Source organism: Pantoea sp. At-9b, from assembly GCF_000175935.2.
Lineage (GTDB): Bacteria > Pseudomonadota > Gammaproteobacteria > Enterobacterales > Enterobacteriaceae > Pantoea.
Genome location: NC_014837.1, coordinates 2,130,674 through 2,157,582 on the forward strand (window position 1 = coordinate 2,130,674; position 26,909 = coordinate 2,157,582).

At 56.2% G+C, this 26,909-nt stretch carries 27 protein-coding genes; 12 read left to right on the top strand and 15 right to left on the bottom strand.

The annotated features are described in order from the left end of the window. Nucleotides 1-146: 146 nt before the first annotated feature. The 3 genes from PAT9B_RS09765 (at nt 147) to PAT9B_RS09775 (ending at nt 2,295) form a co-directional block, all read left to right on the top strand. Complete coding sequence (locus PAT9B_RS09765) at nt 147-362, top strand: hypothetical protein (protein WP_013509096.1); 216 nt, start codon at nt 147-149, stop codon at nt 360-362. A 215-nt stretch (nt 363-577) separates the two neighbouring features. After that, nucleotides 578-1,414: an alpha/beta fold hydrolase gene (locus PAT9B_RS09770; protein ID WP_013509097.1), complete on the top strand. Its 837-nt coding sequence runs from the start codon at nt 578-580 to the stop codon at nt 1,412-1,414. 260 nt (nt 1,415-1,674) lie between these two features. Then, nucleotides 1,675-2,295 (top strand): response regulator transcription factor, encoded by a 621-nt coding sequence (locus tag PAT9B_RS09775; RefSeq protein WP_013509098.1) that lies wholly within the window; start codon nt 1,675-1,677, stop codon nt 2,293-2,295. On the opposite strand, the gene PAT9B_RS09780 is transcribed toward PAT9B_RS09775, so the two are convergent. From PAT9B_RS09780 to PAT9B_RS09800, 5 genes are read right to left on the bottom strand one after another with little or no spacing between them, the layout of a single operon-like run. Next, on the bottom strand, nt 2,292-7,865 hold the full coding sequence (locus PAT9B_RS09780) for an AAA family ATPase (protein ID WP_013509099.1): 5,574 nt from the start codon (nt 7,863-7,865) through the stop codon (nt 2,292-2,294). The two genes, PAT9B_RS09775 and PAT9B_RS09780, sit on opposite strands and share 4 nt — an antisense overlap. After that, nucleotides 7,865-8,248, bottom strand: a complete 384-nt coding sequence (locus PAT9B_RS09785; RefSeq protein WP_013509100.1) for a response regulator transcription factor — start codon at nt 8,246-8,248, stop codon at nt 7,865-7,867. The genes PAT9B_RS09780 and PAT9B_RS09785 overlap by 1 nt, the downstream gene beginning before the upstream one ends. 44 nt (nt 8,249-8,292) lie before the next feature. Next, nucleotides 8,293-8,547 (bottom strand): XapX domain-containing protein, encoded by a 255-nt coding sequence (locus tag PAT9B_RS09790; RefSeq protein WP_013509101.1) that lies wholly within the window; start codon nt 8,545-8,547, stop codon nt 8,293-8,295. 2 nt (nt 8,548-8,549) lie between these two features. Then, nucleotides 8,550-8,750 carry a DUF1427 family protein gene (locus PAT9B_RS09795; RefSeq protein ID WP_013509102.1) on the bottom strand — a complete coding sequence of 67 codons (201 nt, stop codon included), beginning with the start codon at nt 8,748-8,750 and terminating at the stop codon, nt 8,550-8,552. 50 nt (nt 8,751-8,800) lie between these two features. Then, nucleotides 8,801-9,487 carry a hydrolase gene (locus PAT9B_RS09800; RefSeq protein ID WP_041525948.1) on the bottom strand — a complete coding sequence of 229 codons (687 nt, stop codon included), beginning with the start codon at nt 9,485-9,487 and terminating at the stop codon, nt 8,801-8,803. Between the two features lie 266 nt (nt 9,488-9,753). On the opposite strand from PAT9B_RS09800, the gene PAT9B_RS09805 reads away from it, so the two are divergent. Genes PAT9B_RS09805 through PAT9B_RS09820 form a run of 4 tightly spaced genes read left to right on the top strand, consistent with a single transcriptional unit; the run spans nt 9,754 to nt 14,539 of the window. Continuing rightward, on the top strand, nt 9,754-11,631 hold the full coding sequence (locus tag PAT9B_RS09805; RefSeq protein WP_013509104.1) for an amidohydrolase: 1,878 nt from the start codon (nt 9,754-9,756) through the stop codon (nt 11,629-11,631). A 4-nt stretch (nt 11,632-11,635) separates the two neighbouring features. Beyond that, nucleotides 11,636-12,064 carry a DoxX family protein gene (locus PAT9B_RS09810; protein ID WP_013509105.1) on the top strand — a complete coding sequence of 143 codons (429 nt, stop codon included), beginning with the start codon at nt 11,636-11,638 and terminating at the stop codon, nt 12,062-12,064. Further along, nucleotides 12,051-13,670, top strand: a complete 1,620-nt coding sequence (locus tag PAT9B_RS09815; RefSeq protein ID WP_013509106.1) for an MFS transporter — start codon at nt 12,051-12,053, stop codon at nt 13,668-13,670. Before PAT9B_RS09810 ends, PAT9B_RS09815 begins: the two co-directional genes overlap by 14 nt. A gap of 50 nt (nt 13,671-13,720) precedes the next feature. Further along, complete coding sequence (locus PAT9B_RS09820) at nt 13,721-14,539, top strand: alpha/beta fold hydrolase (protein ID WP_013509107.1); 819 nt, start codon at nt 13,721-13,723, stop codon at nt 14,537-14,539. Nucleotides 14,540-14,580: 41 nt separating this feature from the next. Here PAT9B_RS09820 and PAT9B_RS09825 read toward each other — a convergent pair whose 3' ends face one another. The 4 genes from PAT9B_RS09825 to PAT9B_RS09840 all read right to left on the bottom strand — a co-directional run bounded on the left by PAT9B_RS09825 (nt 14,581) and on the right by PAT9B_RS09840 (nt 18,227). Further along, the gene (locus PAT9B_RS09825) at nt 14,581-15,306 is read right to left on the bottom strand and encodes a pirin family protein (RefSeq protein ID WP_013509108.1); all 726 of its coding nucleotides are present in this window, start codon (nt 15,304-15,306) and stop codon (nt 14,581-14,583) included. 215 nt (nt 15,307-15,521) lie between these two features. Next, a complete protein-coding gene (gene gap, locus PAT9B_RS09830; protein WP_013509109.1) occupies nt 15,522-16,523 on the bottom strand; it encodes a type I glyceraldehyde-3-phosphate dehydrogenase in 1,002 nt (333 codons plus the stop codon). A gap of 141 nt (nt 16,524-16,664) precedes the next feature. Then, nucleotides 16,665-17,099, bottom strand: a complete 435-nt coding sequence (locus PAT9B_RS09835; protein WP_013509110.1) for a helix-turn-helix domain-containing protein — start codon at nt 17,097-17,099, stop codon at nt 16,665-16,667. 246 nt (nt 17,100-17,345) lie between these two features. After that, a complete protein-coding gene (locus PAT9B_RS09840; RefSeq protein WP_013509111.1) occupies nt 17,346-18,227 on the bottom strand; it encodes a LysR family transcriptional regulator in 882 nt (293 codons plus the stop codon). 105 nt (nt 18,228-18,332) lie between these two features. Between PAT9B_RS09840 and PAT9B_RS09845 the strand changes: the two genes are divergently transcribed. From PAT9B_RS09845 to PAT9B_RS09865, 5 genes are read left to right on the top strand one after another with little or no spacing between them, the layout of a single operon-like run. Then, nucleotides 18,333-19,298 (top strand): agmatinase, encoded by a 966-nt coding sequence (locus PAT9B_RS09845; protein ID WP_013509112.1) that lies wholly within the window; start codon nt 18,333-18,335, stop codon nt 19,296-19,298. 15 nt (nt 19,299-19,313) lie between these two features. Next, nucleotides 19,314-20,042, top strand: a complete 729-nt coding sequence (locus tag PAT9B_RS09850; RefSeq protein WP_013509113.1) for a glutamine ABC transporter substrate-binding protein — start codon at nt 19,314-19,316, stop codon at nt 20,040-20,042. A 12-nt stretch (nt 20,043-20,054) separates the two neighbouring features. After that, nucleotides 20,055-20,726: an amino acid ABC transporter permease gene (locus PAT9B_RS09855; RefSeq protein WP_013509114.1), complete on the top strand. Its 672-nt coding sequence runs from the start codon at nt 20,055-20,057 to the stop codon at nt 20,724-20,726. Beyond that, nucleotides 20,723-21,499 (top strand): amino acid ABC transporter ATP-binding protein, encoded by a 777-nt coding sequence (locus PAT9B_RS09860; RefSeq protein ID WP_013509115.1) that lies wholly within the window; start codon nt 20,723-20,725, stop codon nt 21,497-21,499. The genes PAT9B_RS09855 and PAT9B_RS09860 overlap by 4 nt, the downstream gene beginning before the upstream one ends. After that, on the top strand, nt 21,489-22,430 hold the full coding sequence (locus PAT9B_RS09865; protein ID WP_013509116.1) for an agmatinase: 942 nt from the start codon (nt 21,489-21,491) through the stop codon (nt 22,428-22,430). The genes PAT9B_RS09860 and PAT9B_RS09865 overlap by 11 nt, the downstream gene beginning before the upstream one ends. A gap of 3 nt (nt 22,431-22,433) precedes the next feature. Here the strand turns inward: PAT9B_RS09865 and PAT9B_RS09870 are convergent, their stop codons facing one another. The 6 genes from PAT9B_RS09870 to ampC form a co-directional block, all read right to left on the bottom strand. Then, the gene (locus PAT9B_RS09870; protein WP_013509117.1) at nt 22,434-23,762 is read right to left on the bottom strand and encodes an FAD-binding oxidoreductase; all 1,329 of its coding nucleotides are present in this window, start codon (nt 23,760-23,762) and stop codon (nt 22,434-22,436) included. A gap of 90 nt (nt 23,763-23,852) precedes the next feature. Continuing rightward, complete coding sequence (locus tag PAT9B_RS09875; RefSeq protein ID WP_013509118.1) at nt 23,853-24,248, bottom strand: VOC family protein; 396 nt, start codon at nt 24,246-24,248, stop codon at nt 23,853-23,855. A gap of 14 nt (nt 24,249-24,262) precedes the next feature. Further along, nucleotides 24,263-24,724 carry a GNAT family N-acetyltransferase gene (locus PAT9B_RS09880; RefSeq protein ID WP_013509119.1) on the bottom strand — a complete coding sequence of 154 codons (462 nt, stop codon included), beginning with the start codon at nt 24,722-24,724 and terminating at the stop codon, nt 24,263-24,265. A gap of 17 nt (nt 24,725-24,741) precedes the next feature. Beyond that, nucleotides 24,742-25,284, bottom strand: a complete 543-nt coding sequence (locus PAT9B_RS09885) for a hypothetical protein (RefSeq protein ID WP_013509120.1) — start codon at nt 25,282-25,284, stop codon at nt 24,742-24,744. A 38-nt stretch (nt 25,285-25,322) separates the two neighbouring features. Beyond that, nucleotides 25,323-25,763, bottom strand: a complete 441-nt coding sequence (locus PAT9B_RS09890) for a GNAT family N-acetyltransferase (RefSeq protein ID WP_013509121.1) — start codon at nt 25,761-25,763, stop codon at nt 25,323-25,325. Nucleotides 25,764-25,765: 2 nt separating this feature from the next. Then, a complete protein-coding gene (gene ampC, locus PAT9B_RS09895) occupies nt 25,766-26,896 on the bottom strand; it encodes a class C beta-lactamase (RefSeq protein WP_013509122.1) in 1,131 nt (376 codons plus the stop codon). Nucleotides 26,897-26,909: the final 13 nt, after the last annotated feature.

Consider the following 26,909-nt stretch of genomic DNA (forward strand, 5'->3'; position numbering starts at 1 on the left):
CGCGCCGCCATCATGATCGGTTCTTCATTCAAATTATCTGAAGGAGTTCGCCAGGCATCCGCTATTTTGTTAGCGCCTCTCTGTGTCTACAATTTGTTCAATCGCAGCCAAGCCTGCATGTCTGATTAATCGCACAGGAACTCATCATGAAATCGTTCAATATTTTTATCGCCACACTTGCCCTGCTATTTTCGTGGATCACAACCGCAGAAAGCGCTCCGTCACGGAGTACCCTGCTGGATGATGCTGCCGCCCGCGTGGTGATGCAGTCGAAAGAAGCGGGAGCAACCTGGAAAGTCGACAGCGAACGCTATGTGAATCATATCGAACCTGGCGCTGAGCTGGTGAAATACACCCGGTAACACCGCATCGCCGGTGTACAAATTGAGCCGTGCCCCTTTCCTGATAACTCACTGATAAAAAAATGAAAAAGCCTTAAGCCAGACGGCAACTAAGGCCGCCGGGACATGCGCATTGCCCCACAACAACAGGCTTCTCTGACTATACTTTCGCGGGGGAAAATAACGCACCTTCCCCAGGCCTTAAGTCGCTTTTCAATCAATGAGGAGTCTGTTCTATGGCATTTGTAACGACAAAAGATGGCGTGAATATTTTCTTTAAAGACTGGGGACCCAAAGAGGCGCAACCGATTGTTTTCCATCACGGTTGGCCGTTAACGGCAGATGACTGGGACAACCAGATGTTGTTCTTTCTGGCGCAAGGTTTTCGGGTCATTGCAATCGATCGTCGTGGTCACGGCCGTTCGGACCAGGTCAGTGAAGGACATGACATGGACCATTACGCGGCAGATGCATCAGCGGTAGCGGAACATCTCGATCTGCATCATGCCGTACATATTGGCCACTCGACGGGCGGTGGTCAGGTCGCCCGCTATGTTGCCCAATATGGTCAGCCGCAGGGGCGTGTTGCCAAGGCCGTGTTGATCAGTGCCGTCCCGCCGTTAATGCTGAAAACGGCCAATAATCCTGACGGCACCCCGCTGGAGGTGTTCGATGGCTTCCGCGCCGCGCTGGCGGCGAATCGCGCCCAATTCTACCTTGATGTGGCTTCCGGCCCTTTCTATGGCTTCAACCGTGCGGGTGCTGAGGTTTCCCAGGGAACGATTCAAAACTGGTGGCGTCAGGGGATGATCGGCAGTGCCAAAGCCCATTACGACGGAATCAAAGCCTTCTCTGAAACCGATCAGACCGAAGATTTAAAAGCCATCACCGTGCCGACGCTGGTATTACAGGGAGATGACGATCAGGTGGTGCCCTACAAAGCCGCCGCCTTATTACAGGATGAGTTACTGCAAAACAGTACATTAAAGATTTACCCGGGTTTCCCGCATGGCATGCACACCACCCATGCTGATGTGATCAATGCCGACCTGCTCGCCTTTATTCGTGCCTGATTAATTAACGCCGTGGTGATAAACAGACAGTGAAATCACTGCTCTTTCTCGGTCTGTTTATTAAATTACCACGGCGTTAATTCCGCCGACTTCACGCTGCAACATTACCTGATGATAATGATAACTATTGTGCTACCATGCATAATTATACGTATCAACACACCGCTATATGCAGGTTGGACCTGCCTTTTTTCGCCCTTATTGGCGATTGAGCACGACGTTTAAACATCCGCGAAATTCAGGTTGAGAAGAGACCTTCTATGAATCACATAGTGTATGTTGTTGATGATGACGAGTCGGTACGTTCTGCTTTAAGTAATCTGCTTAGCTCAGAAAATTATGACGTTATCGCTTTTGCCACCGCACAGGCATTTCTTGATCATCCCTTCCCGGCGGTGCCCGGTTGTCTGATTCTGGATATTAATATGCCCGGTGCCGATGGTTTTGCCGTGGTTAATGCCTTGAATGCCCGGGGTTATGCCATCCCGACCATTTTTCTCACCGGTTTTGGTACCATTCCGGTTACCGTCAGAGCCATGAAAACCGGTGCCTGTGAGTTTCTCACCAAGCCGGTTGATCCCGAACAGCTGCTCCAGGCCGTGGCTGAAGCCTTGCAAATGGCAGAAGAGAATCTGGCCTCCTCGCAGGAAAAGTACGACATCACCTCGCGCCACCTGTCGCTGACACCGCGTGAAAGCGAAGTGATGTTGTTGGCAATCAGCGGCCTGCTGAATAAGCAAATTGCCGCTGAGATGGGCATCAGCGAAATCACCGCCAAAGTGCATAAACGCCGGGTGATGGAGAAGATGAATGTCCGTTCGTTATCCGATCTGGTGCGTGCTGCCGAACGGTTGAACATCCTCAGCACGCGCCGTCGTTAACCTGATGCGCTGGCTGGCGGCTCGGTGGGCAAGGTAAACCAGAACACACTGCCGCAGTCAGCCCGGTTTTCCCCTTTCAGCTCCCCACAGTGCTTTTTAATGATGCCGTGACTGATGGTCAGTCCCATCCCCATCCCCTCTTTTTTCGTGGTATAGAACGAATCAAAGATATGTTCCTTCACCGCGTCAGGGATACCTGAACCGGTATCCATCACCGCAAAACGGATGGTGTCCGGCGTCGGGTTGGAGGTGGCCAGCGTCAGGATCAGCCCGCGATCGTCGATACCGGTCATGGCATCGATGGCGTTCACCACCAGGTTCAACAACACCTGCTGAATCTGGATGCGATCACAATAGACTTCCGCGATTTCGGCGTGCAACTTCAGCTCCAGCGAAATCCATTTGCGTTCAATCTCCGCGCGGGAAAGCGCGAGGATATCGCGGGCAATCAAATGCAGGTTGGCCCTGGCATACACCGAATCATGTTTGCGGGTTAATGCCTGCAAACCGCGAATAATATCCCCGGCGCGTTTACCTTCCTGCAAAATCTCATCCAGACTGAAACAGGCATTCTCAATATGGCTCTGCTCTCGTTTCAGCCAGCGCAGGCTGGCACCGGCATGGGCGACAATCGACATCAGCGGTTGGTTGATCTCATGGGCTATTGATGCGGTTAACTGGCCGACGGTGGTGGCGCGAGAGACCCGCGCCAAATCAGCCTGCGCCATGCGCGCCGCATCTTCGGCACGGCGTTGCACCGTGATATCGGAAATGGTGCCGAAGTACTCTTTCACCTCCGGCCAGGTATTTACCGGATCGCCAATCCCTTTGATGTAACGGCATTCGCCATCCGGGCGAATAATACGAAATTCCGCCTGCATACTGATGCCGTTCTGCACGCTGTCGCTGACCAGGTCATGGATACATTGATGGTCATCAGGGTGAACGAAGGTCATAAAATCAGCCATCGACAGTGTTTTTGGCTGTTCCGGCAGGCCGAGAATACGCAGATATTCATCCGAGACTGACATCAAATCCTGCTCAATTTCCCAACTCCAGGTTCCGGTATGGCTGATTTTTTCCCCCAGCATCAGGGAGGTCTGGCTGGTGCGTAGTTGTTTCTCCACGCGTCGGCGGTGGATGTTCTCCTCCAGCAGTTCCGCATATAAACGGGCGGTTTCGATGGACACCGCCGCCTGAGCACTCAGGGTTTTCACGATATGCGATTGCTCGGCAGTAAACACATCCGGCATCAGCCGGTTTTCCAGGTACAGCACCCCAACCATATTGGCCTGTTTAAACATCGGTACGCACATCACCGCAGCGCCCGAGGCGACCAGATACGGGTCCTGACTAAAGGGACTGAAGTCCTCCGGTTTGCCGGTACGGATCTCCTGCCCGGTACGGATCACCGCCGACAGTACCGACAGCGGCAGGTCGTTCGCGGTTGGGCGTTGTTTGACGATTTTGACTTTGACGCCATCCGCATTCGCTTCCGCCCAGGCTTCGGTTTCCGGGATGTTGCCATCCAGCACGCGAATCAGCAGGCAGCGTTGGGCTCCAGCCCGTTCCAGCAACATGCGCATCAGGATATGGATCAGGCGGTCAAGATTGATCTCCTCGGTCAGGGCGCGCACTGCCGTGACCACGCTTTCCAGATCGCGAATCGATTCATCTTCAAACGGCATGGTGGTAAAGGCATTGCCGGGTTTCTGGCTGGCGAGTTGCGGATAGCGTTGCTCAAGCTGCCGCACTTTAGCCAGCGCACCCCAGTTATCCCAGCTACTGATCGCCCCTTTTAAATAAGCGTCAGCCGGCACCTCCAGCTTCCACGCTTTGGCGCAATAGCCAGCCAGCTCATAGGCCAACGCATTGATATGGATATACCCGGCTTTGCGCGACAGAGTGATCGCCATTTCGTACTGGCTCAGCGCCTCACCCACTTCACCGCGCAGGCGCGCCAGTTCAGCGGCCAACAATGCCACCTTGTCGGCAAACAGCTCCGGATTCAGCACCGACCACTGCACCAGTTGATCAAAATGTGTGTGGGCGGTTTTGCGCACCGCTGCACTCGCCTGGCCGGTTGCCAGTGGTACGGTCAGGCTGAGCGCGCTATAAAAGTGCAAATCCATCAGGTAGATATAACCCGGAACGGCGTTGACTAACTGCGCGGCCTCAGCGAAACAGGGGCTGGCCAGGGTGTATTCACCGGCATAGAAATGCGCCATGCCGCGATACAGCCACGACCAGAACATCACCATCGCTTTCGGACCGGAAACCGGACCCGGCTCGCTGCCGACCAGATGCGTCGGAAACGCATCCACGCCGCTAAACTTTTCGCCCTCGTTGCCACGCAGATGCATCACCAGATGCTTTTGCATCAGCAACACGTTTTCCACATCGGGATAGAAGGATTGCCGGGTAAACGCCAGCCCGCGTTCAATGGTGGTATGCACCGATTCCAGATGATCGCCGCGCGTCAGGTAATTCATCACCTGGTGGCGCAATGAGAGACAGGCAAAAGACTTATCACCATGCGCCAGCGCCACATTAAAACTTTTCTTCGCGCAATCGATTGCGAAGGCCAGCGGTTGGGTCCAGATCCCCACCTGATCAAGCGGCAACAAGGTGCGCGCCTTGAAACGCAAAAAGTTGTGTTTCTCGGCCAGTTGACTGGCAAGCAGCCCGGACTTAAAGCCGTAATGATATTCCTGATAGCGATCGGTAATCAGGACGCTAAACCACGACAGGCCAAAGACTGAGGCACCGGCAATGCCATGATCCAGCGTCATATCAAGGATTTTGCACACCAGTAACAAATGCAACTGCGGACAATCGTATGAGGAGGCAAAGATGGTGCTGGCCATCAGGTTCAGCACTGACTCTTTTTCGCGATTCGCCATCAGCGGCAAAGTGCCGAGCGTGATGGCCGGATCGGGACCGAGCCGCGCCTTCAGGGCATACCATGCCGCATTGCACTCCGCCTCATCGGGATAGCGATTGAATTGCACCCCAAACACCGCCAGCCACGCCAGCGCGGTTTCCAGCGCCAGATAGTTGTCCGACTGACGCATATGAATTTCCGCCGACAGGCAGGCGGCAGCGGATTTCTCGGTCAGACTGCCGGGCATCCCCAGTAGCGCGGTGCACTGCGCCTGTGCTTCGTTAAGATTGCCCTGCAAAAACTGGCACTCCGCTTCTTCAAAGCCGAGCAGAAAAGGTTCGCCATCGTCACGCTGATCGTTCAACGCGCGGGCGGTACCTAAATAGCGCAGTGCGGAGACATAATCCCCTGCCCGTTTGGCGCGCTGCGCCGCCGTCAGGCTCAGGCGAAAATAGTTGCGGATTTGTGCCGCGCTCAACACCACCTCAGTGGACATCGCAATATGGTGGACTGCCCGGAACAGCGTCTCGTTACCTTCGGCACGCGGTGCCGACTCCGCCAACAGCGCAGCCGCCTGCTGATGGATCAGTAATTTCTGCTTAAAACCGATCAACAAAAACGCCGCGTCATGCACCCGGGCGTGGGTAAAGGCGTAGTCATCGCTGGTGAGGGTGATAAAACGCGCCGCGATCGCCGGTCGCAGCCGTTGCTGAACGTTGTGCGGGTGAGTACCGAGAATCTGACTGAGCAGCACCAATTGGCCCTGCGCGCCGAGGCAGGCCATGCAACCCAGCAGTTGGCGGGTCGGTTCTGGCATGCGTTCCAGTTGCCGTACCACCAGGCTGGCGACGTTGTCGGTATACTGTCGCGCCCGCAGTGCGCTTTGATCGTAATGCCACTTCAGCGGATCTTGGGTGGAGAAAATCAGCCCGTCATCAATCGCCTGCTTGAAAAATTCCTGTAAGAACAGCGGATTGCCACCGGTTTTCTCATGAATTAACTGTGCCAGCTCGCTGGTGCCGCTGGTACGGGTATGCAGCATACCGGCCAGCCAACGGGCCACCATTTTCACGTTCAGCGGCTCCGGGGTGATCTCGGTCAGGCGGGCGGCGGCGGCACGGATACGCGTCAGAAAGCCAGCCACCTGACGGCAAGGCATCGATTCCGCATCACGGTGGGCAATCACCAGCAAAAATGGCAGATGATCGTTACGCTGAAAGACATTTTCCAGCAATTTCAGGCTGGCCTGATCCGCCCAATGCACGTCATCGATTAACATCACCAGCGCTTTGCCGGATGAGGCTAATGCCTTGATCAAGGCACAGACCATCTGACTAAAGCGCTCGCGGGCATCGCCTGATGCATCAGTGATCATCGGGGGTTGCGCCATGTCTAACAACTGGCGCAGCTCCGGCACCAGCTCAATCGCCAGATCGACATCATCCCCTAGCGCCCGTAATAAGCGCGCGCGCCACACCATCACCTCAGCGGTCGCCAGGCCGAGCAGATATAACGTCAGGGTACGCAATGCGGTACTGAGTGCCGAATAAGGGATCTGCGGTGAATGTTGATCGGCTTTGCCGACCGTTAACAGAATCGGTTTGTGTTGCAGCTTTTTTAGCGCCGAAGCGACAATCGCTGATTTCCCGGCCCCCGGGGGACCGCCAATCATCACCAGATGATGGGTGCCGCTGCGTTGCACTTCCTCCAGCGCGTGAAGTAACACGCGTGCCTGGGGATGGCCGGTAAACAGCGTTTCAACACGGTAATGGGTGGTGAAACGCTCCTGAAGCCCAAGGGTAAACGGGGCGATGGTGCCCTGCGGGGTCAGGGTGGCTTTGCAGCGCCGCAGATCGGCCAGCAGGCCGTCAATGGTTTGATACCCCTCCATCGGGGACTTTGCCAGCAGGCGCAGAATAATCGCCGACAGCATGGGCGGGACATCCGGGCGGATTGATGCGGGTGGACGCGGCGCGGTCGCCAGATGATGGTGGACCCATTCCGCCGGTCCGGCCTGGGGGGAGCCAAACGGCAGCTTGCCGGTTAGCATTTCATACAGCACCACGCCGAGGCTGTAGAGGTCGCTCAGATTGCTCACCGGGTACGGTGTGCGGCCGGTATGCGCCGGCGACATATACGCCAGCGTGCCGCCGGAAGCACGCAGCGAATTTTTAAGCTGCGAATCCACGGTGACCGACGCGAGGCCAAAGCCCCCCAGCCGGTAAGAACCGTCGTTGTTGAGAAACAGGTGTGCCGGTTTGATATCGCCATGCACAATGCCCTGATGATGTGCCTGGCTGAGCGGCAAACAAAGCTGAATCGCATTGCGCAGATAATCGGCAATCTGCTCGGGCGGCATCGCGATGATCCCGGCGAGGGAGCGAAAAGGAAAGGCCGGATACACCAGCGCATAGCGTCCGAGATAACGGGTGTGCCCTACCGGTTTCACTGCCCAGCGGGTCATCAGATGGGGGGCCAGCGCCAGCTCATTTTTTAACAGTTGCGCGCCCTGAAACGCCCGTTCATCACTGGCTGCGGTGGCGATAATAAACGCTTCCCCTGTCGCCTCACGCCCCATCAGCCAGGCGATGCTGCCATCCTGCGCCAGTGGCGTCAGCACCCATTCGTCCGGCAGGATGATTTTCTGTTCTTCGTTATCTTCCTGCGGCACAGAGATGATGCCCATTAGCGTGGTTCCCCGTGAGACAGTTCGTTACGGATGATGGTCAGCAGCGTATCAACATCGATAGGTTTGCGCAAAAAGGTCACCGCCCCCAGCGCAATGGCATACCATTGCACCGCTTCTTCCTGTTCGGCGGAGATAAAGATCACCGGTAGTGTAACGGCTTGTTGTTGCAGGACGGCGAACAGCTCAAAACCGCTCATCCCTTTCAGTCTGACGTCGATGATCAGCATGGCCGCGCCGGTGAGTGCGTTGTCATCGCAGAGGAGTGCTTCGCCTGATTCATACAGGCTGGTGGTGTATCCGTCAGAATGCAGTAAATTGCTCAGGCCATTACGGACTGAGCGTTCATCGTCAACGATAACAATATGCTGTGGCAGCGTCATGCTGTGATCCTCTGATAATCCTCACGCGAACGTGAGGATGTTCCTTAGGGTTCCTTCTCTCCTTGCGGCGGTGGCGTGCCGCTGATTTTCGGCACACATTCATGGCGGAACCAGGCCAGCGTCACAGGTTGACGGCGAATCAGCCGTTGCGCCAGCGGCACCAGTTGCTCCCCCACCAGCATGCCAAACAGTCCCAGCAAGGCAATAACCGGTGGTGCCGGGGAATTGACATCGATCAGGCCATAAATCAGACCCGCCAACACGCCGACCCCCAACGAAATAGCGTAGGATTTCAACATGTTCAGCCGACCTTATCAACGTGGGTGATGACGGTACTGGCCTGAGGCTGGGGTTTGACATGCGCCATAATCTGCCCACCAATAATCATGCCCAACAAACCGACTAAGGCAATGGCGGGCGGTGCGGGCGATCGTACCCGCAGCAGCGCATAAAACAACCCGACCAGGACGCCCGCCCCCAGAGAAATGATCAAAGGATTCATCATGATCCTCCTGTGACCGGCACAGCACGGTGCCGGTCAGGCGCAGGGAATTAACGTGCCGGAACCGGTGCCAGGGTACGGTGTTCGCTTTCCTGACGTGACGGTGCTTTATGCACCATGGTGTAGGCATAATCCACGCCAATACCGTAAGCGCCGGAATGCTCTTTGGCAATCTTCATCACCGCGTCATAGGTATCACGGTGCGCCCAGTCACGCTGCCACTCCAGCATCACCTGCTGCCAGGTCACCGGGATCACCCCCGCCTGGATCATGCGCTGCATGGCATAGTCATGGGCTTCTTTTGAGGTGCCGCCAGACGCGTCAGCCACCATATAGATTTCGTAACCGCCTTCCAGCATGGCGCACAGCGCAAAGCTGTTGTTACACACTTCTGTCCACAGGCCGGAAACCACCACTTTCTTCTTGCCGTTAGCGGCCAGCGCATCACGCACTTTCTGATCGTCCCAAGAGTTCATGGAGGTACGCTCCAGGATATCCAGCCCCGGGAAAACGTCCAGCAACTCAGGGTAGGTATAGCCGGAGAAACTTTCGGTTTCGACGGTGGTGATGATGGTCGGGATGTTAAAAACCTTGGCCGCTTTCGCCAGCGCCACGGTGTTATTTTTCAGCACCTGACGGTCGATTGACTGCACGCCAAACGCCATCTGCGGTTGCTGATCGATAAAGATAATCTGGCTGTTAAGCGGGGTCAGAACTTCAAGTTTTGAGTTGGACATGAATTTACCCATTGAGGTTAGTAACTGGATTTCCGCGAACAAAAATACGGAGCAAAAGTGGCAGTCACCGGCTGGTCACTGTCCGATCTGAGTCTAGGCGGCATCAGCGGGCCGAACCATTATCTCTGTGTATAGGTATACGTTCGTATAGGTATCCCTTTGTATAACTAGACGCAATTTCGCCCCGCTAACCATAATCCTGAGCTGATGGTGCGACCGCGCACTTCCCGTCCGGCTACCCCGGACATCTCAGTTCAGGAGGATCTATGGTGACGCTCGGTAAGGCAGAGCTGATTTTAATCAACGGCAAATTCCACACCGTCGACCGCGCCAACCCGGTGGCCGCCGCCGTGGCAATTCGCGAAGGAAAATTTCTCGCGGTGGGCAGTCAGGCTGAAGTAATGGAACATCACTGCGAAGGTACCAAGGTGATCGACCTTAAAGGTCATACTGCGGTGCCTGGCCTGAATGACTCGCATCTGCACCTGATCCGTGGCGGCCTAAATTACAACCTCGAACTGCGCTGGGAAGGCGTGCCGTCTCTGGCCGATGCACTGCGGATGTTGAAAGAGCAGGCACTGCGCACCCCCTCACCGCAGTGGGTACGGGTTGTCGGTGGCTGGACCGAATTCCAGTTTGCCGAGCGCCGTATGCCGACGCTGGAAGAGATCAACGAAGCGGCACCCGATACCCCGGTGTTTATCCTGCACCTGTACGATCGCGCCCTGCTCAACCGCGCCGCGCTGAAAGTGGTGGGTTACACCAAAGACACCCCCAACCCGCCAGGGGGCGAAATCCAGCGCGACAGCAACGGCAACCCGACCGGGATGCTGATTGCGCGCCCGAATGCGATGATCCTCTACGCCACACTGGCGAAAGGCCCGAAATTGCCGCTGGAGCTGCAAATTAACTCCACCCGTCAGTTTATGCGTGAACTGAACCGTCTTGGCCTGACCAGCGCCATCGACGCCGGTGGCGGCTTCCAGAACTATCCTGACGATTATGAAGTGATTGCCGAACTGCACAGCAAGAAGCAGATGACGGTGCGCATCGCTTATAACCTGTTTACCCAGCGTCCCGGCCATGAACTGGAAGACTTTGAAAAATGGACCGATATGCTCACCCCCGGCCAGGGCAGCGACTATTTCCGGCATAACGGTGCCGGTGAAATGTTGGTGTTCTCTGCGGCCGACTTCGAAGATTTCCTCGAACCGCGTCCGGATTTAGCGCCTGGCATGGAAGATGAGCTGGAGCGCGTGGTGCGTCATCTGGTGGAACACCGCTGGCCGTTCCGTTTACACGCCACCTACAACGAATCCATCAGCCGCATGCTGGACGTGTTTGAGAAGGTGGATCGCGATATTCCGTTTAACGGCCTGCACTGGTTCTTTGACCATGCGGAAACCGTGACGCAGAAAAACATCGACCGTATTAAAGCGCTCGGCGGCGGCATTGCGGTACAGCACCGTATGGCGTTCCAGGGCGAATACTTTGCCGAACGTTATGGTATCGAAGCCACCCGTCATACCCCGCCGGTGGCGCGGATGCTGGAAACCGGCGTGCCGGTCGGTCTGGGTACCGATGCGACACGGGTCGCCAGCTATAACCCGTGGACCGCGCTCTATTGGCTGGTCTCCGGTCGTACCGTGGGCGGCATGCAGATGTATGACGTCAATGCCCGCCTCGACCGTGACACTGCGCTGATGTTGTGGACGCAAGGCAGCGCCTGGTTCTCCAGTGAGCAAGGTAAAAAAGGCCAGATCAAAGTCGGCCAACTGGCGGATATGGCGGTACTAAGCAAGGACTTCTTCAGCGTGCCAGAGGAAGAGATCAAAGGGATTGAATCGGTGCTGACCGTGGTGGATGGCAACGTGGTGTATGCTGCCGGTGCGTTTAACAGCGAAGCGCCGCCAACCCTGCCAGTGCTGCCGGAGTGGTCACCCGTGGTCAAGGTGCCAGGCCACTACCGCAGCGCGCCGCCCAGCGCCGTGAGCCGCGTCGGCATGATGCCACAGGCGCACCATTGCAGCGGCCCTTGCGGTGTGCATAGCCACCAGCATGATATCGCCCGTGGTGCTAACGTTCCGGTCGCCGAAGATAACGCCTTCTGGGGCGCGCTCGGTTGCAGTTGCTTTGCGTTTTAATCTTATGAAAACGTCATCGGTTTTCTCATCCCCGCCCCGGATCGATCTGGGGCTGTTTTTCCTGCGTCTCACCGGCAGCCTGCTGCTGTTGCATGTGCATGGGTTGCCCAAGGTGTTTCATTTCCAGCAGGAACTGACGCGCATTGAAGATCCGTTCGGCATGGGGCCGTACATGAGCCTGATCCCGGCGATCATTGCTGAGGTGATCTGTCCGATTCTGATCATCCTCGGCTGGTGGTCGCGCCTCGCCTGTCTGCCGATTATCGGCGTGCTGTTGGTGGCGATGCTGGTGGTGCACCCGGACTGGTCCATCGCTGACGGTCAGTTTGGCTGGTTGTTGCTGATCATCTTCACCACCCTGGCACTCACCGGGCCGGGTGGCTGGCGTATCGGCGTCAAAGCAAAGCAGGAGCTGCGCCATGGCTCAGGTTAATGATATGCACAGCGCGGTGGTGACAGAGTTACCCACGCCTGCCGCCTCACCGTGGCAACCGTTACATCAGCCGGTGTTCCGCATGCTGTGGCTGGCGACGGTGGTTTCCAACATCGGTTCATGGATGAACGATGTTGGCGTCAACTGGAGCATGTTGACGTTAAGCGCCGATCCGCTGTCGGTGGCGCTGGTGCAGGCTGCCAGCAGCCTGCCGATGTTTCTGTTCGCGCTGCCTTCCGGCGTGATGGCGGACATTGTCGATCGCCGTAAATACCTGCTGTTTTCGCAACTGTGGGTGTTTATTGCTGCCGCCGGGCTAACGTTGCTGTCCTTTTTTGGTCTGGTGACGCCCTGGGTGCTGCTGGTTGCGGCCTTTCTGCTCAGTACCGGTGCCGCGATGAGCTCACCGCCCTTCCAGGCTATCGTGCCGGATCTGGTGGATAAGCACGAACTGGGACCCGCCATCGCCCTCAACTCGCTCGGCATTAATATCAGCCGAGCCATTGGTCCGGCACTCGGTGGCCTGATCCTCTCCTTTGCTGGTCCGTGGATGGTGTTTCTGCTCAATGCCCTGTCGGTGCTGGGCGTGGCCTGGGTGTTGTATCGCTGGAAAGCGGCTCCCAGCATCCAACGTCTACCGCCAGAACACTTCTTCCCGGCAGTGCGGGTGGGGTTACGTTACGTCCATGCCGCGCCGGTTTTCCGTAACGTGCTGGTGCGCACCTGCGCCTTTTTCTTGTTTGGCAGTGCCGGATGGGCGTTGTTGCCGCTGGTCGCGCGGCGGGAACTGGGTCTCGGGCCGGGCGGCTACGGCATTATGTTGGCCTGTATCGGTGTCGGTGCCATTTGTGGCGCAGTGCTGCTGCCAGGGTTACGCAAAAAATTCAGCGCCGACCGCCTGATGGTGCTCGCCAGCATCATGTTCGGGCTGACCATGCTGGCGCTGGCGTTTATCCGCCATTTCTGGTGGCTCAATGCCTGCGAATTCTTTACCGGTTTCGCCTGGATTGCGGTGCTCTCTACCCTCAACCTCGGTGCCCAGCGTAGCGCGGCTAAATGGGTGAAAGCGCGTGCCCTGGCGGTTTACCTGACGGTGTTTTTCGGTTCGATGACCGTCGGCAGCGCCTTATGGGGACAATTGGCCGCGCATTTCTCCATCCCGCTGTCACTGACCTTTGCGGCTGTCGGCATGTTCCTCTCCTGTGTCACCGTCTGGCGCTGGCGGCTCGATCAAGACCCGGATTTAAATCTGGAGATCCTCAATGACGCTGAAAACGGCCCGGTGCCGGATATCCACCACAACCGTGGTCCGGTGATGGTGAGCTATGAATATGTGATCCGCAGCGAAGATGCCCATGATTTCACGGTGTGCATGCAGGACATGCGCCGGGTACGCCGCCGTGGCGGGGCTATCAATTGGTCAATTTATGAAGACGTGCTGCAACCCGGCATTTTCGTCGAAACCTTTGTCGTCGGTTCATGGATGGAACACCTGCGCGAGAAAGAGCGCTACACCATGAACGACCGCAAAATCCAGAGCCGGGTTTACGCCTTCCATCAGGGCGAGAGTTTGCCCGAAGTGCGCTATCTGGTTGCACCGGCTTGAGGCCACAACCCAGCCATATCAACCCACAACAGCAATAAGAGGTCCATGCAATGAGCACGTTTAAAACCACAGATGGTACGCAGATTTATTTTAAAGATTGGGGCAAGGGTCATCCGGTACTGTTCAGCCACGGCTGGCCGCTGGACGGGGATATGTGGGACAGCCAGATGAATTTTCTGGCGGAACGCGGCTATCGCGTTATCGCCTTTGATCGTCGCGGCTTTGGCCGTTCCGACCAGCCGTGGCAGGGTTACGACTACGATACCTTCGCTTCCGATATTAACGATCTGATTAACCATCTGGGTCTGGATAAAGTGACGCTGGTTGGCTTTTCGATGGGCGGTGGCGATGTGACCCGCTACATCGGCAACTATGGCAGCGCGCGCGTTGCAGGCTTGGTGTTGCTGGGTGCGGTTACCCCTATTTTTGGTCAGGCGGAAGATTATCCCGAAGGTGTCGATTTGTCGGTATTCGCCGGTATTCGCGACGGTTTACGCAAAGATCGCGCACAGTTTATTCAGGATTTTGCTGCGCCGTTTTATGGCACCAATGCCGGTCAGACGGTCTCTGAAGGCGTGCTGACCCAGACACTGAATATCGCCCTGCTGGCGTCATTGAAAGGCACCCTGGATTGCGTGACTGCGTTTTCTGAAACCGATTTCCGTGGCGATATCGCCAAAGTGAATGTTCCGACGTTGGTGATCCACGGCAGCAACGATCAGATTGTGCCCTTTGCCACCACCGGTAAAGTGGCAGCAGAGATGATCCCGGGCGCAGAATTGAAGGTGTATGAAAATGGCCCACATGGCTTTGCCGTGACCCATCAGGATCAGTTGAATGAAGACCTGTTGGCGTTTCTGCAACGTTAATTAATCCAGCGGCGCGTTATCGCGCGCGCCGCTCTCATGACTTAACGTGAAGGATGGTTCACTTCCAGCGGGCGCAGATCAAACAACAGCACTTCTGCCGCCTCACCCGCGCTAAACGTCAGCGTCTTCTCATGACGCACCCGCGCCCCGTCTCCGGCTTTGAATGTCACCCCGTTTACCGTGACATTACCGCGTGCCACATGAATATAGGCGTAACGATCATCGTCCAGCGTGAGGGTTTGCTGTTCGCCCTGATCAAATAACCCGGCGTAAATCCGCACATCCTGACGAATACTCAGCGCCCCATCCTCACCTTCTGGTGACGCAATCAGCCGCAGGTTGCCACGTTTTTCATGGTCCGGCACCGAAATCTGCTGATAACCCGGCGGGGTATTTTTCTCATCCGGCACCACCCAGATTTGCAGAAAGTGCACCCCCTCTTCACTGGAATGGTTGAACTCACTGTGCGTTACGCCGCTACCGGCGCTCATCAGCTGCACATCACCCGGGACGATGACGGAGCCAGTGCCCATTGAGTCTTTATGTTCCAGCGCGCCTTCCAGCACATAGGAGAGGATCTCCATGTTGCTATGCGGGTGGGCACCGAAGCCACGGGCTTTTGCCACCCGGTCATCATTAATCACCAGCAGGTCAGAAAAGCCGACCTGTTTCGGGTCCCAGTAGTTGGCAAAGGAGAAGGTATGGTGTGAATGTAACCAGCCGTGGGCACCGACACCGCGTTGTTCTGACAGGCGTTGTTCAATCATGATTTGCTCCTCAATGTTCTGTATTTAACTGGATAAAGGGGATGTTGCCCTTCGTTGAACACAGAGTAAGGTAAACAAATTTGCCGAACAATTACGTCAAAATGCAATCAGTGTCGCGATTTAGTGGACAATTATGCGATAAAAAAAGCGCGATAAATCGCGCCGCTACGAAAACCTGCCGGGGGTAGCGGCGCGATTCATCGCGCGTCGGGCAATTACAAATGAGAAAACTTATGCAGCACCCGTACCAGTTGGGTGACAAAGCCGTATTCGTTGTCGTACCACGACACGGTTTTTACCAACTGGATATCGCCCGCTTCGCTGATTTCCGTCTGGGTGGCATCGAAAATCGAGCCAAACGGCAGGCCGACCACGTCGGAGGAGACGATCGGGTCGTCAGTGTAGAGGAAGGATTCATTGTTCTCACACGCCAGTTTCAGCGCGGCATTGATCTCCGCCGCAGTGACCTTTTTATCCAGCACCGACACCAGCTCCGTCACGGAACCGGTTTTGACCGGTACGCGCTGCGCGTGCCCTTTCAGCTTGCCGGAAAGCGCCGGGATGACCAGGCCAATGGCTTTGGCCGCCCCGGTGGTATGCGGAATCACGTTCTCCGCAGCGGCGCGGGACGCGCGGAAATCTTTACCGCGCGGGCCATCGACCAGCGCCTGGGTGCCGGTATAGGCGTGCACGGTGGTCATGGTGCCGACCTTAATACCAAAGCTGTCGTTCAGCGCTTTCGCCATCGGTGCCAGGCAGTTGGTGGTACAGGATGCGACGGAGATAATGGTGTCATCGGCGGTCAGGGTGTCATCGTTAACATTGAAGACAATGGTTTTCATCTCACCCGCCGGAGCGGAGATCAGCACTTTTTTCGCCCCGGCATCGAGATGCGCCTGGGCTTTTTCCGCCGAGGTGTAGAAGCCGGTACATTCAATCACCACATCCACGCCGAGATCGCCCCAGGGGATGTTCTTCGCTTCTTTTTCGGCAAACACCTTGATGCTGTTACCACCGACCACCAGGCTCTGCCCCTCCGCGCTCACCGTGGCGGGAAAAGCACCATAGTTGGAGTCGTACTTCAGCAGGTAAGCCAGCATTTCTGGTGAGGTGAGATCGTTAATGGCAACAATTTCAACGGGTTCTTTTTGTTCCAGCAGACGACGCAGAACCAGGCGACCGATACGTCCAAAGCCGTTAATACCGATTTTTTTCATGACAGAAGTCCTTGCCAAGGGTGAAGAGGAATTCAATAACAACCGGGAAAGATGACAATTAAATTAACGCAACTGCGGCCATTGCCCCACACATTCTGTGCGCAAAAAAACACCAGCGTGTTGGCCGCGGGTATGACGGGGTTATTTCTTCATCAGATTTTTGGTGATGCGGAAAAACGCCTGCTTATCGTTGGCATGTAACAGCCTGATTTCACCCGGGGTGGCGTGCATATATTTTTTATACACCCGCGTGAAGGTTTGCTGGCTGGTGAAGCCATTCGCCACGGCAATTTCCAGTAAGGTTTTCTCACTGTGGATAATGGCGAAGGTCGCCCTGATGACGCGGCGCAGCCGCATGTATTCGCCGAGGTTGTAGCCGGTCACCTCACGGAAAATACGCTGGAAATGCCAGTGGCCATAACCACTTTTGCCGGTGATGGTGCTGACACGAATCGTTTCGTCATACAGGTGTTCTTCGATCCAGTGAATAATGTCATCCACCACCGAATAAATCATCTTGTCATGCGTCGGATAGAAGGTCGGCAAAAACGGTTTTACCGCAGTGATAGCGTTCATATCACACCCAGCTTTGCAGAGATTGAGCAACAATATCAATCATGCTGGCGGGAAAAGGTAGTTATACAAATGGATAGGTATACAAAGGGATAATTGATTGTTGCTCAGGATGCGCGATAAATCGCGCCGCTACGGCTGAGCACATTTTTGTAGCGGCGCGATTTATCGCGCGTTTTTGATATGAATTATCTATCTCTGCCACCGCCAGGCCGCAGCTAACCATAACCAAAGCCGATTACCGGGTATTTACATCATTTGCTGCGCCTGGCGCAGTTCTCTGATCATTTGTTCTGCTGCCGGGGAGACCGGATAAGCCGCATGGGTGACGGCATAATGGGTCACGGTCCATGTTGGCGAATCAGGCACGCTGACCAGCGGAAAGCGCGTCTGCATCAACCGCGCATAATGGTGCGGCAGGATGCCCACCACATCGCCCGCCGCAATCAGCATCGCGACCGCTTCGATACCCACGGCCTCCGGCCCCCGGGTCAGATGCCAACGCGCCAACGCATCTTCAACAAAGGGTTGCTGCGCGCGCCACACCAGCGGCAACTGCCGGGCGCGCAGCTCGCTGCCCGCCAGCGTATACAGGCCATGTGACTCGTCAAACAACGCGGCATAGTGCAGTGACGGGGTTTTCTGATAATCCATCACCCCTTTGATGGCAATGTCCAGCCGTCTGTCCAGCAACGCCTGAATCAATTGCGATCCCGCCATCACGCTTAACGATAGCTGGACACCTGGCGCATGGTGGCGCAACGCGCGCAGCGCCTGTTGCAGATGCGAGCCACTGTGGCTGATCACATTGTCGGTGATACCCATCACCAGCGGCCCGGAAATCACGCCCCGACTGGCATCCATCGCCGGGAAGATACGATCCAGTGCGCCTAATGCTTCGCGGGCATACAGCAGCGCTGACTCCCCCGCCGCGGTCAGTTCAAAGCCTTTCGGGCCGCGGGTACACAGCGCCGTTCCCAGGGTTTCTTCGATCGATTTGATCTGACGACTGATGGTCGCCTTGGTCATGTTCAGGGATTTCTCAGCAGCAGAAAATCCGCCAGATTGCGCCACCACGCAGAATATTCGCAAGGCGCGCAGGTCTTTCTCATTCAGTGTCCGGGGTTTCATGGTTGCTGTTTCCGTAACCGTGATTGCAAATAAGATCAGTTTTCCTGGTCAATCCGTATCCCTACACTCGCCTCAGTTCGTTTTCGCCAATACCAGGAAATCATTATGTCTTTACCGTTAACAGTGCCACCGCAAACTAATCATAAATCACTGCTGTTTTCCGAATTAGCCCTCGATCTCGATAATTTGCAAGCACATTTTGCCGTGCTGGGGATGCCTTACGGCGCGGCTTACACCCCGCAGGACTACAATAATGACCAGGTTCGCGCGCCAACAGCCATTCGTCAGGCCTCCGATCGCGTTATCCGCAGCCCTGAACGTTACGACTTCGATATTGATGGGCCGTTATTGCAGGGTCGAGATGATGTGCGTTTTGTGGACTGTGGTGATGTCCCGGCCGATCTTAACGACCCGCGCGGCCATTTCGTCCGTGCCGAACAGGCGGTACGTAAAATTCTCGCGGCGGGTGCCATTCCCATCGTGCTGGGCGGCGACCACGGCATCACCAATCCGATCCTGCGTGCCTTTGACGACCAGGGACCGATCACCATTGTCCATCTTGATGCACATCTCGACTGGCGTGACGAGGTCAACGGGGTGACTGACGGTTTATCCAGCCCGATGCGCCGTGCTTCTGAGCTGCCGTTCGTTAAAGACATTATTCAAATCGGTATGCGCGCCTCCGGCAGCGCCCGCCAGGAAGAGGCGGATTATGCCCGTGAATGGGGTGCCAAAATCATCACCGCCTATGAACTGCACGATCACGGCATGGATGCGGTGCTGGCGCAGATCCCGGACGGCGGTCGCTATTACCTGACGATCGACGCCGATGGTTTTGATCCAGCGGTGATGCCCGCCGTGGCAGGCCCGGCCCCGGGCGGCGTGACCTTTGTTCAGGCGCGCAAACTGATTCACGGTTTGGTGAAAAAAGGCCGGGTGGTGGGGATGGATATCGTCGAGATCCAGCCGGCCAAAGATGTCCACCAGATTTCCTGCATGACCGCAGGCCGTCTGGTGCTCAATTTGATTGGTGCGGCCATTCGCGCCGGTTACTGCGACAGCAATGTTTAATCTTTTGGAGGACCTATGACTCTTCGCTCGCTTCTGCTCACTGCGCTGCTGTTTTCATCTGTTTCTCAGGCTGCTGACCCCATCCGGGTGGCGATTGATCCCACCTTCCCGCCGATGGAATATATCCAGAACAACCAGCGTACCGGCTTTGATGTGGATTTAGCCGCCGCCTTGTCAAAACAGATGGGCCGCCCGTGGGTGTATACCGATATGGATTTTAAAGCGATGGTGCCCTCGGTATTAGCCGGACGTCAGGACATCGTGTTGTCCGCCATTTACATCACTGACGATCGCAAAAAAGTGGTGGATTTTACCGACCCTTACTTCTCTGCCGGGCTGGTGGTGATGGTGAAGAAAGGCGACACCCGCATCAAAACGCCGCAAGACCTGGCCGGTAAACGGGTTGCCGTGCAGGTCGGCACCAAATCAGTCAAGGTGCTGGCGGATCAGTTCCCCAGCGCCCAGAGCGTAGAAGTGGAAAAGAACGAAGAAATGTTCAACTCACTGGAAGCGGGCCGCGCCGATGCCGTGGTGACCGGTAAACCGGCGGCGCTGCTTTACAGTAAAACCCGAGGCACCACGCAGATCCTGCCGGAACCACTCACCCATGAAGAGTACGGCATTGCGGTCAGCAAACGTGAACCGGAACTGCGCCAGCAGCTCAATGACGCGCTGAAAGCCATCAAAGCCGACGGCACTTACGATGCGTTGCAGAAAAAATGGTTTGGCACCGCCGCACAATAAGCCGGGGTAAGCATGGTTGAATTTGATTTTACCCCCGCGTTTGCTGCCTGGCCGGAGCTGTTGTCCGGGGCCTGGGTGACGATTGAAGTCACCCTCTGCGCCCTGCTGATCAGCTGCTGTCTCGGCACCTTAATCGGCTTGGGGAGACTCACTCCCCAGCGCAAACTGGTGTGGTGGTTATGCAATAGCTATGTGGTGTTCGTGCGCGGCACCCCGCTGCTGGTGCAGCTGTTTATCCTCTATTTCGGGCTGCCCTATTTCAACATCGTTATCCCGGCCTTTGTCTGCGGCATTATCGGTCTGGGCTGTTACTCGGCGGCGTATGTTTCCGAACTGGTGCGCGGGGCGATTTTGTCGATTGATCGCGGGCAGAGCGAAGCAGCGCGTTCCATGGGGATGTCCGCTGCTCAGGCAATGCGCCTGATTATTCTGCCGCAAGCGCTGGTACGTATGGTGCCACCGCTGGCAAACGAATTTATCGCGCTGACGAAAAACTCCGCGCTGGTCTCGCTGGTCACCATTCACGACCTGATGCATGAGGGGCAGAAAGTGATCAGCGTTTCCTATCGGTCGCTGGAGGTCTATATCGTGATTGCCTTTATCTATCTGCTGATGACCAGCAGCACCATGCTATTACTGCGGGTGGTGGAGAAAAAACTGCGTGCCGGGGGGATGGTGCAATGAGTACAGCCATCATTGAGGCACTCAACCTCGAAAAGTCTTTTGACCAGCATCGGGTGCTGAAGAATGTCAGCCTGTCGGTGACGCGCGGTGAAGTGGTGGTGATTATCGGTCCGAGCGGATCCGGCAAAAGCACCCTTTTACGCTGCTGCAACGGGCTGGAAGTGGCGCAGCGCGGCAGTATCCGCCTGTGCGGCCAGCAACTGTTGCAGGATGGTAAACTGCTGGGCGAGCCAGACCTGAATATTCTGCGGCGTCAGGCCGGGATGGTGTTCCAGTCTTTCAACCTGTTTCCTCATCTGTCCATTCTCGACAATGTCGCCATCGGCCCGCACAAAATCCTGAAACAGGGGCGCACTTTTGCCCGCCAACTGGCGCTGACCCTGTTGGAAAAAGTCGGGCTGGCGCATAAGGCCGAGGCGATGCCCGCCAGCCTCTCCGGCGGTCAGAAACAACGCGTCGCCATTGCCCGCGCGCTGGCGTTGCAACCCGAGGTGATGTTGTTTGACGAACCGACCTCCGCCCTCGACCCGGAGCTGACCAGAGAAGTGTTGCAGGTGATGAAACAACTGGCACAGGACGGTATGACGATGATCATCGTCACGCACGAAATGAACTTTGCCCGTGAGGTCGCTGACCGTCTGGTGGTGATGGAGGATGGGGTGATTGTCGAGCAAGGCCCCACCCAGACGCTGTTCTCCTCACCTGCCCATCCACGCACCCGCGCGCTGCTGCAACATGCGCTGACATCCCCCGGAGAACAGCATGAGCATTAATTTGCGCGGCAGCGAACGGCTCAACCGCGCGTTTACCGGCATCCCCACCTTTTTGCGCGCTGACTATTGCGCCAGCCTGAGCGAGTTGAATGCGACGGTGGCGGTGTTTGGCGTCCCCTTTGATGAAGGTTCGCCCTGGCAGCCCGGCACCCGTTTTGCCCCGCGCAGCATTCGTGAACACTCGATGCGCTTCGCGCCAACGGGTTTTTTCGATATTGACCGCCAGCAACATTTCCTCACCGATGTGGTGACGCAAGGGCGTTTGGTGGATGTCGGTGATGTGGATGTGCTGCCCACCAATGTGATCGGTACCCATGACAACATCAGTGCCATGACGCAGTTAATTCGCCAGCGTCAGGCGATTCCCGTAGCGATCGGCGGCGATCATTCAGTGTCCTGGCCGCTGATTCGCGGCATCCAAGAGCCGCTGCATGTGGTGCAGTTCGATGCCCATCTCGATTTCGCGCCGGTGACCAACGGGGTGCATTACAGCAACGGGCAGCCCTTCCGGCATATTATGGCGCTGGAGCAGGTGCAAAGCCTGACGCAGATTGGCATTCGCAGTCGACGTGTGCGTCCCTCGGAATTCAGCGATGCCAGGGCTCAGGGCAGTACCATTATCACGCAACAACAGTTTCGCCAGCACGCCACGGACGCGTTGTTTACCCATCTGCCCGCCGGAGAAAAATGTTATATCAGCATTGATATTGATGTGCTGGATATGGCGCTGGTGCCGGGCTGTGCCTCCGCTGAACCTAACGGCATGCACTATGATGAGCTGCTCCAGTCCCTGCTGGCACTGATGGCGCGGATGGAGGTGGTGGGCATCGACCTGGTGGAGGTTAACCCACAGCTGGATGTCGCTACCGGGGTCACCTCTTACCTTGCCGCGCATCTGCTGGTGGAGATGCTCGGCCACCTGCTGCAATAAGCGTTACATCATCTGCGGTTCACGGATGGCATTGCCACGGGCAAAGCGACTTAAGCGATAAGGGGATAAGTCGGTGTAGGGTTGATCGTGCATCACCATCTGCGCGCACAACTTACCGGCTCCCGGCCCGATGCCAAAGCCATGACCGCTAAAACCGCTGGCGACCACCAGCCCCGGAAGTTGGCTGATCTCGTCAATAACCGGCACCAGGTCCGGGGTGGTATCAATCCAGCCACCCCAGGCGTGATCAACGGCAATCCCCTGTAATTGCGGGAATTCATGTACCATTTTGGCAATCGCCTCGCGCAGGATGTGTTTATCTGCTGCCGGATCGAGGACGCGGATCTTTTCAAATGGCGAGATCCCGTCCATCGACCAGGATCCGGCAGCTTCTGGGCCGGAAAAGAACGATCCGTTAAGGCGGATCTTGAGTTTTTTGGCGATTTTGCTGCGGTACATCGGATAGAAACGCGTGGCATAGCGCAGGTTTTGCGGGGCCAGATCGAGCTGCCCACGCCCGGAAATCGCCACGGTATAGCTGCCATCGAGCCGACGGCGGATCGCCAGACCGGGCACACTCAGGCAACCTTCTGTCACCTCGGCTGCCACCGTGGTTTTAAATGCGGTGCCCAAAATGTTAGCACTTGGCAAATCAATGCCATAACGGGTACAGAAGCGCGAACTCCAGGCCCCGCCACAGAGGATCACTTTACTGGCTTTCACCAGCCCGCGTTCGGTCCAGACGCCGGTCACCCGTCCCGCGCTGATGTCGAGGCCACGCACCGCACAGCGTTGCTGAATATTGGCTCCGAGCTTTTGCGCCCCCATCGCCAGCGCAGGCACCGCCTGGGAAGGTTCAGCACGGCCATCGGTGGGCGACCAGACGCCGCCCAGCCATGACGTCTTACCGCCAATACGTGCCTGCGCCTCTTGCGCGGATAACATCTGGCTATGGAAACCGATATTTTTCGCCTGTTTGCCCCAGCTTTCCCATTTCGCCAGATCGGCGGTTTCGGTGGTGCCATACAGAATACCGCTGCGGCGAAAACCTAAATCCATGCCAATTTCTTCACCCAACTCGGACCAGCGTTGCAGGCTGTACATTGCCATCGGCAACTCATACAGATCGCGATTCTGTTGGCGCACCCAGCCCCAGTTGCGGCTGGATTGTTCACCGGCCATCACCCCTTTCTCAAACAGCGCCACGGCTACGCCACGTTTCGCCAGTTCGTAAGTGACCGAGGCGCCAATAATTCCGCCGCCAATGACCACCACGTCAACCGCATCGGGAAACGACGGGCTGTCCGGTACTGCATCAATCTTTACGCGCATAAACACATCCTCAGCATCACAGGCTCATCGCTTATTATTGATTTATCGGACAACAATTAACTATCGGAGTTATTTATGGCCGGTCTGGTATCAGGCGTTTTGGTAAAGGTCCCAGCGATTGCCGTAAATATCTTCGAATACCACCACCATGCCGTACTCTTCTTCGCGCGGTTCTTCGCAGAACGTGACGCCATTGGCCTTCATCTGCTGGTAATCACGCCAAAAGTCGTCGGTTTGCAGAAACAGAAACACGCGCCCGCCACACTGGTTGCCGATAAATTGTTCCTGGCGTGGATTAGAGGCTTTAGCCAGCAACAGATTGCAGTCGCTCTCCGGGTTGGGATTCACCACGACCCAACGTTTGCCGGGCTGCGGCGTGTCTTCGATTAAGTGGAAACCCAGTTTCTGCGTGTAATATTCTATTGCCCGATCATAATCATCCACGACAATCGCGACATATCCCATACAACGTTTTTGCGTGCGCATTGCTTCACTCCTTGTCAGTTTTCAAGCGGTTTCATCATAAAGACGCTTAGCGGATCGGGCTGATACGGCGGGAAGGCATCGCACTGGCGATAGCCCAATTTTTCATACAATCGAATGGCGGCAGCTTGCTGATTGCCGGTTTCCAGCCGGGCCAGAGTACAGCCCTGCGCGACCGCAATCTTTTCCAGCTGTTGCACAATCAGCTCGCCCAATTGTTTGCCACGGCAGGCACTGCGCACATAGATCCGCTTTAATTCTACGGCACCGCCCGCCTGCACTAACAGCGCACCACAACCCACCGGCTGGTCGGCGACATCGGTGACGATGACACAATGCAGGGCATCCTCCGCGACGCGGGTCAAATCGAGACAATGGTTGCTTTCCGCCGGATAGAGCACACTCTGGTAGGCATCAAGTTCGGCGACCAGCAGTTGGAAATCACGGTCATGGGCGGACGTGGTGTTAATCGCAAACATCCCTGCTCTCCTGATAACTAATTATTATGGAGGCTGCGAGCAACCTGTTTCAGGGTGCGTTTTCTTATCCAGCCACTTGCGATTCTGATAAATAACCAATACAGCTGCATCTTGCGGTAAATACGCTGCGTCGGACAATAAATAAATGTTTCGGTAATCACCTGATAATTGCCTTCCGGCCTGGCGATGACGCGATTTTTTAATATCAGCCGGGCGCAGTCTGCGGCGTGAAAGTTTTGCCAGGCTTGCACATCGGCAATCGATTCCAGCCCCATATCGGGTTGCCAGAAACGGCCAATTAACCCCTGGGTGCTGGAATCTGCGGTGGTTTCCAGTTCGGTAAAACGCGAAAGCGTAAAATCAGGTGGCGATTTGGTCAGCAGCCGCTGGGGCAATTGACGCAGACTCATCAGCGTGCGCACCACCGGATCCTGTTGGATATCAAAGGATTTCAGCGCCGCGATGATGTGTGCGGGACTGGCTGCGCTCATGGTGGCATCGTGCCGTTCATGAAAATGCACGGCAGGTAGCCAATAAGATAACTCATCGTTATTGCTCATTCTTCACCTTCGCTGTAGCAGCGCGATAGCTCACGCTGTTATCCGAGCAATTTGCGATATTGAATAAACTCGGTTTTGCTGGCGATCTGATCATAGAGTTTACGTGCGGTGGCATTGGACTCCTGCGTTGTCCAGTACACCCGTGAGCAGCCCAGCGCTTCCGCCTGCTGATACACGGCCAGAATCAGCGCTTTGCCTGCGCCTTTACCCCGCGCCGCCTCACTGACAAACAGATCCTGTAGATAACAATAATCACCGACCGTCCAGGTGGTGCGGTGCGTCAGATAGTGCACCAGGCCGATCAGCGCCCCGTCCTCTTCCGCGACCAGGCAATGCATCGGTTCGCCATCCGCTAACAAACGTTCAAACGTCACCTGGGTGGTTTCTTCGTTGATTGCGGTGGCATAAAAACGCTGATAGCCCTGCCACAACGCCAGCCATAAGGGAAAATCGTCACTGCGTAATGCACGTAATTGCATGGTTATTCCTTACCTTGAATTGCCTGAATAATTTTGTGCACGGCGACCACCCGGTCATCATTCGGGAACCATTTGTTGGCCAGCATAATCACCGCGACCTGTTGTGACGGGATAAACACGGCGTAGGTCGAGAAGCCATTGGTGGAACCGGTTTTGTTATACCATGCCTGCTGCGGTGCGGGTTGCGGCGGCGTAATGGCCTGGGCTGCCATCCCCTGCATAATCCGCTGCCCACTGTTGCCCGCCACCAGCGCGCTTTCTGTCACCGGTAATGGATAATATTCCCACATCATCGCCTGGGTGAACGCCTCGGTATGATATTGCCCGTTATGGGTGGCGGCGATCGCCTGCCGCCAGTTGGGATCAATTTTCACCGCGTTGATCTGAATGGCCAGCCAACGGATCAAATCCGCGCTGCTGGATTTCAAACCATAGGCTTCCGCATCCAACGGGCCGGGCGTGACGCGCACCGGCTGGTCTTGCTTGTTATATCCCTGCGCATAATCCTGCATCCGGGCGGATGGCACTGTAATCCAGCTATGATGCATCCCCATCGCTGGCAGAAGCTGTTGCTCCATCGCCTGGCGGAACGGTTGATGCAGGCTTTTGGCGGCGATCATTCCCAACATGCCAATACCCAGGTTGGAATAGACGCGTTGCGTGCCCGGCACTGCCGGGGGCTGCCACTGCTGATACCACGCCATCAGTTGCGCCGTGTTGGTTACGGCATCCGGCACAAACAGCGGCATGCCGCTGGTATGGGTTGCCAGATTGAGCAATGAGACATGATCAAAGGCGCTGCCCTTCAGTTCTGGCAACCACTGGCTGGCGCTATCGCTGAAGCGCATCTTATGTTGCTGCACCGCGTAACTGGCGAGCGTGGCGGTGAAGGTTTTACTCAACGAGCCAATTTCGAACAGCGTCTGTTCCGTGACCGGCTGTTGCGTGGTTTTTGATGCGACACCGTAGTTGTAAAACGTGGTTTTACCGCGGTACAGCACCGCTACGGCCATCCCGGGAACCTGATATTGCTGCATCAGCGGTCGGGTGATGCTGGCGATATCGGGAGCCTGCGCCAGGGCGCTGCCGCTGGCCCATGCCAGCAACAGCGTGAGTTTGGTCAGTAAACGCATTGAAATTCCTTTT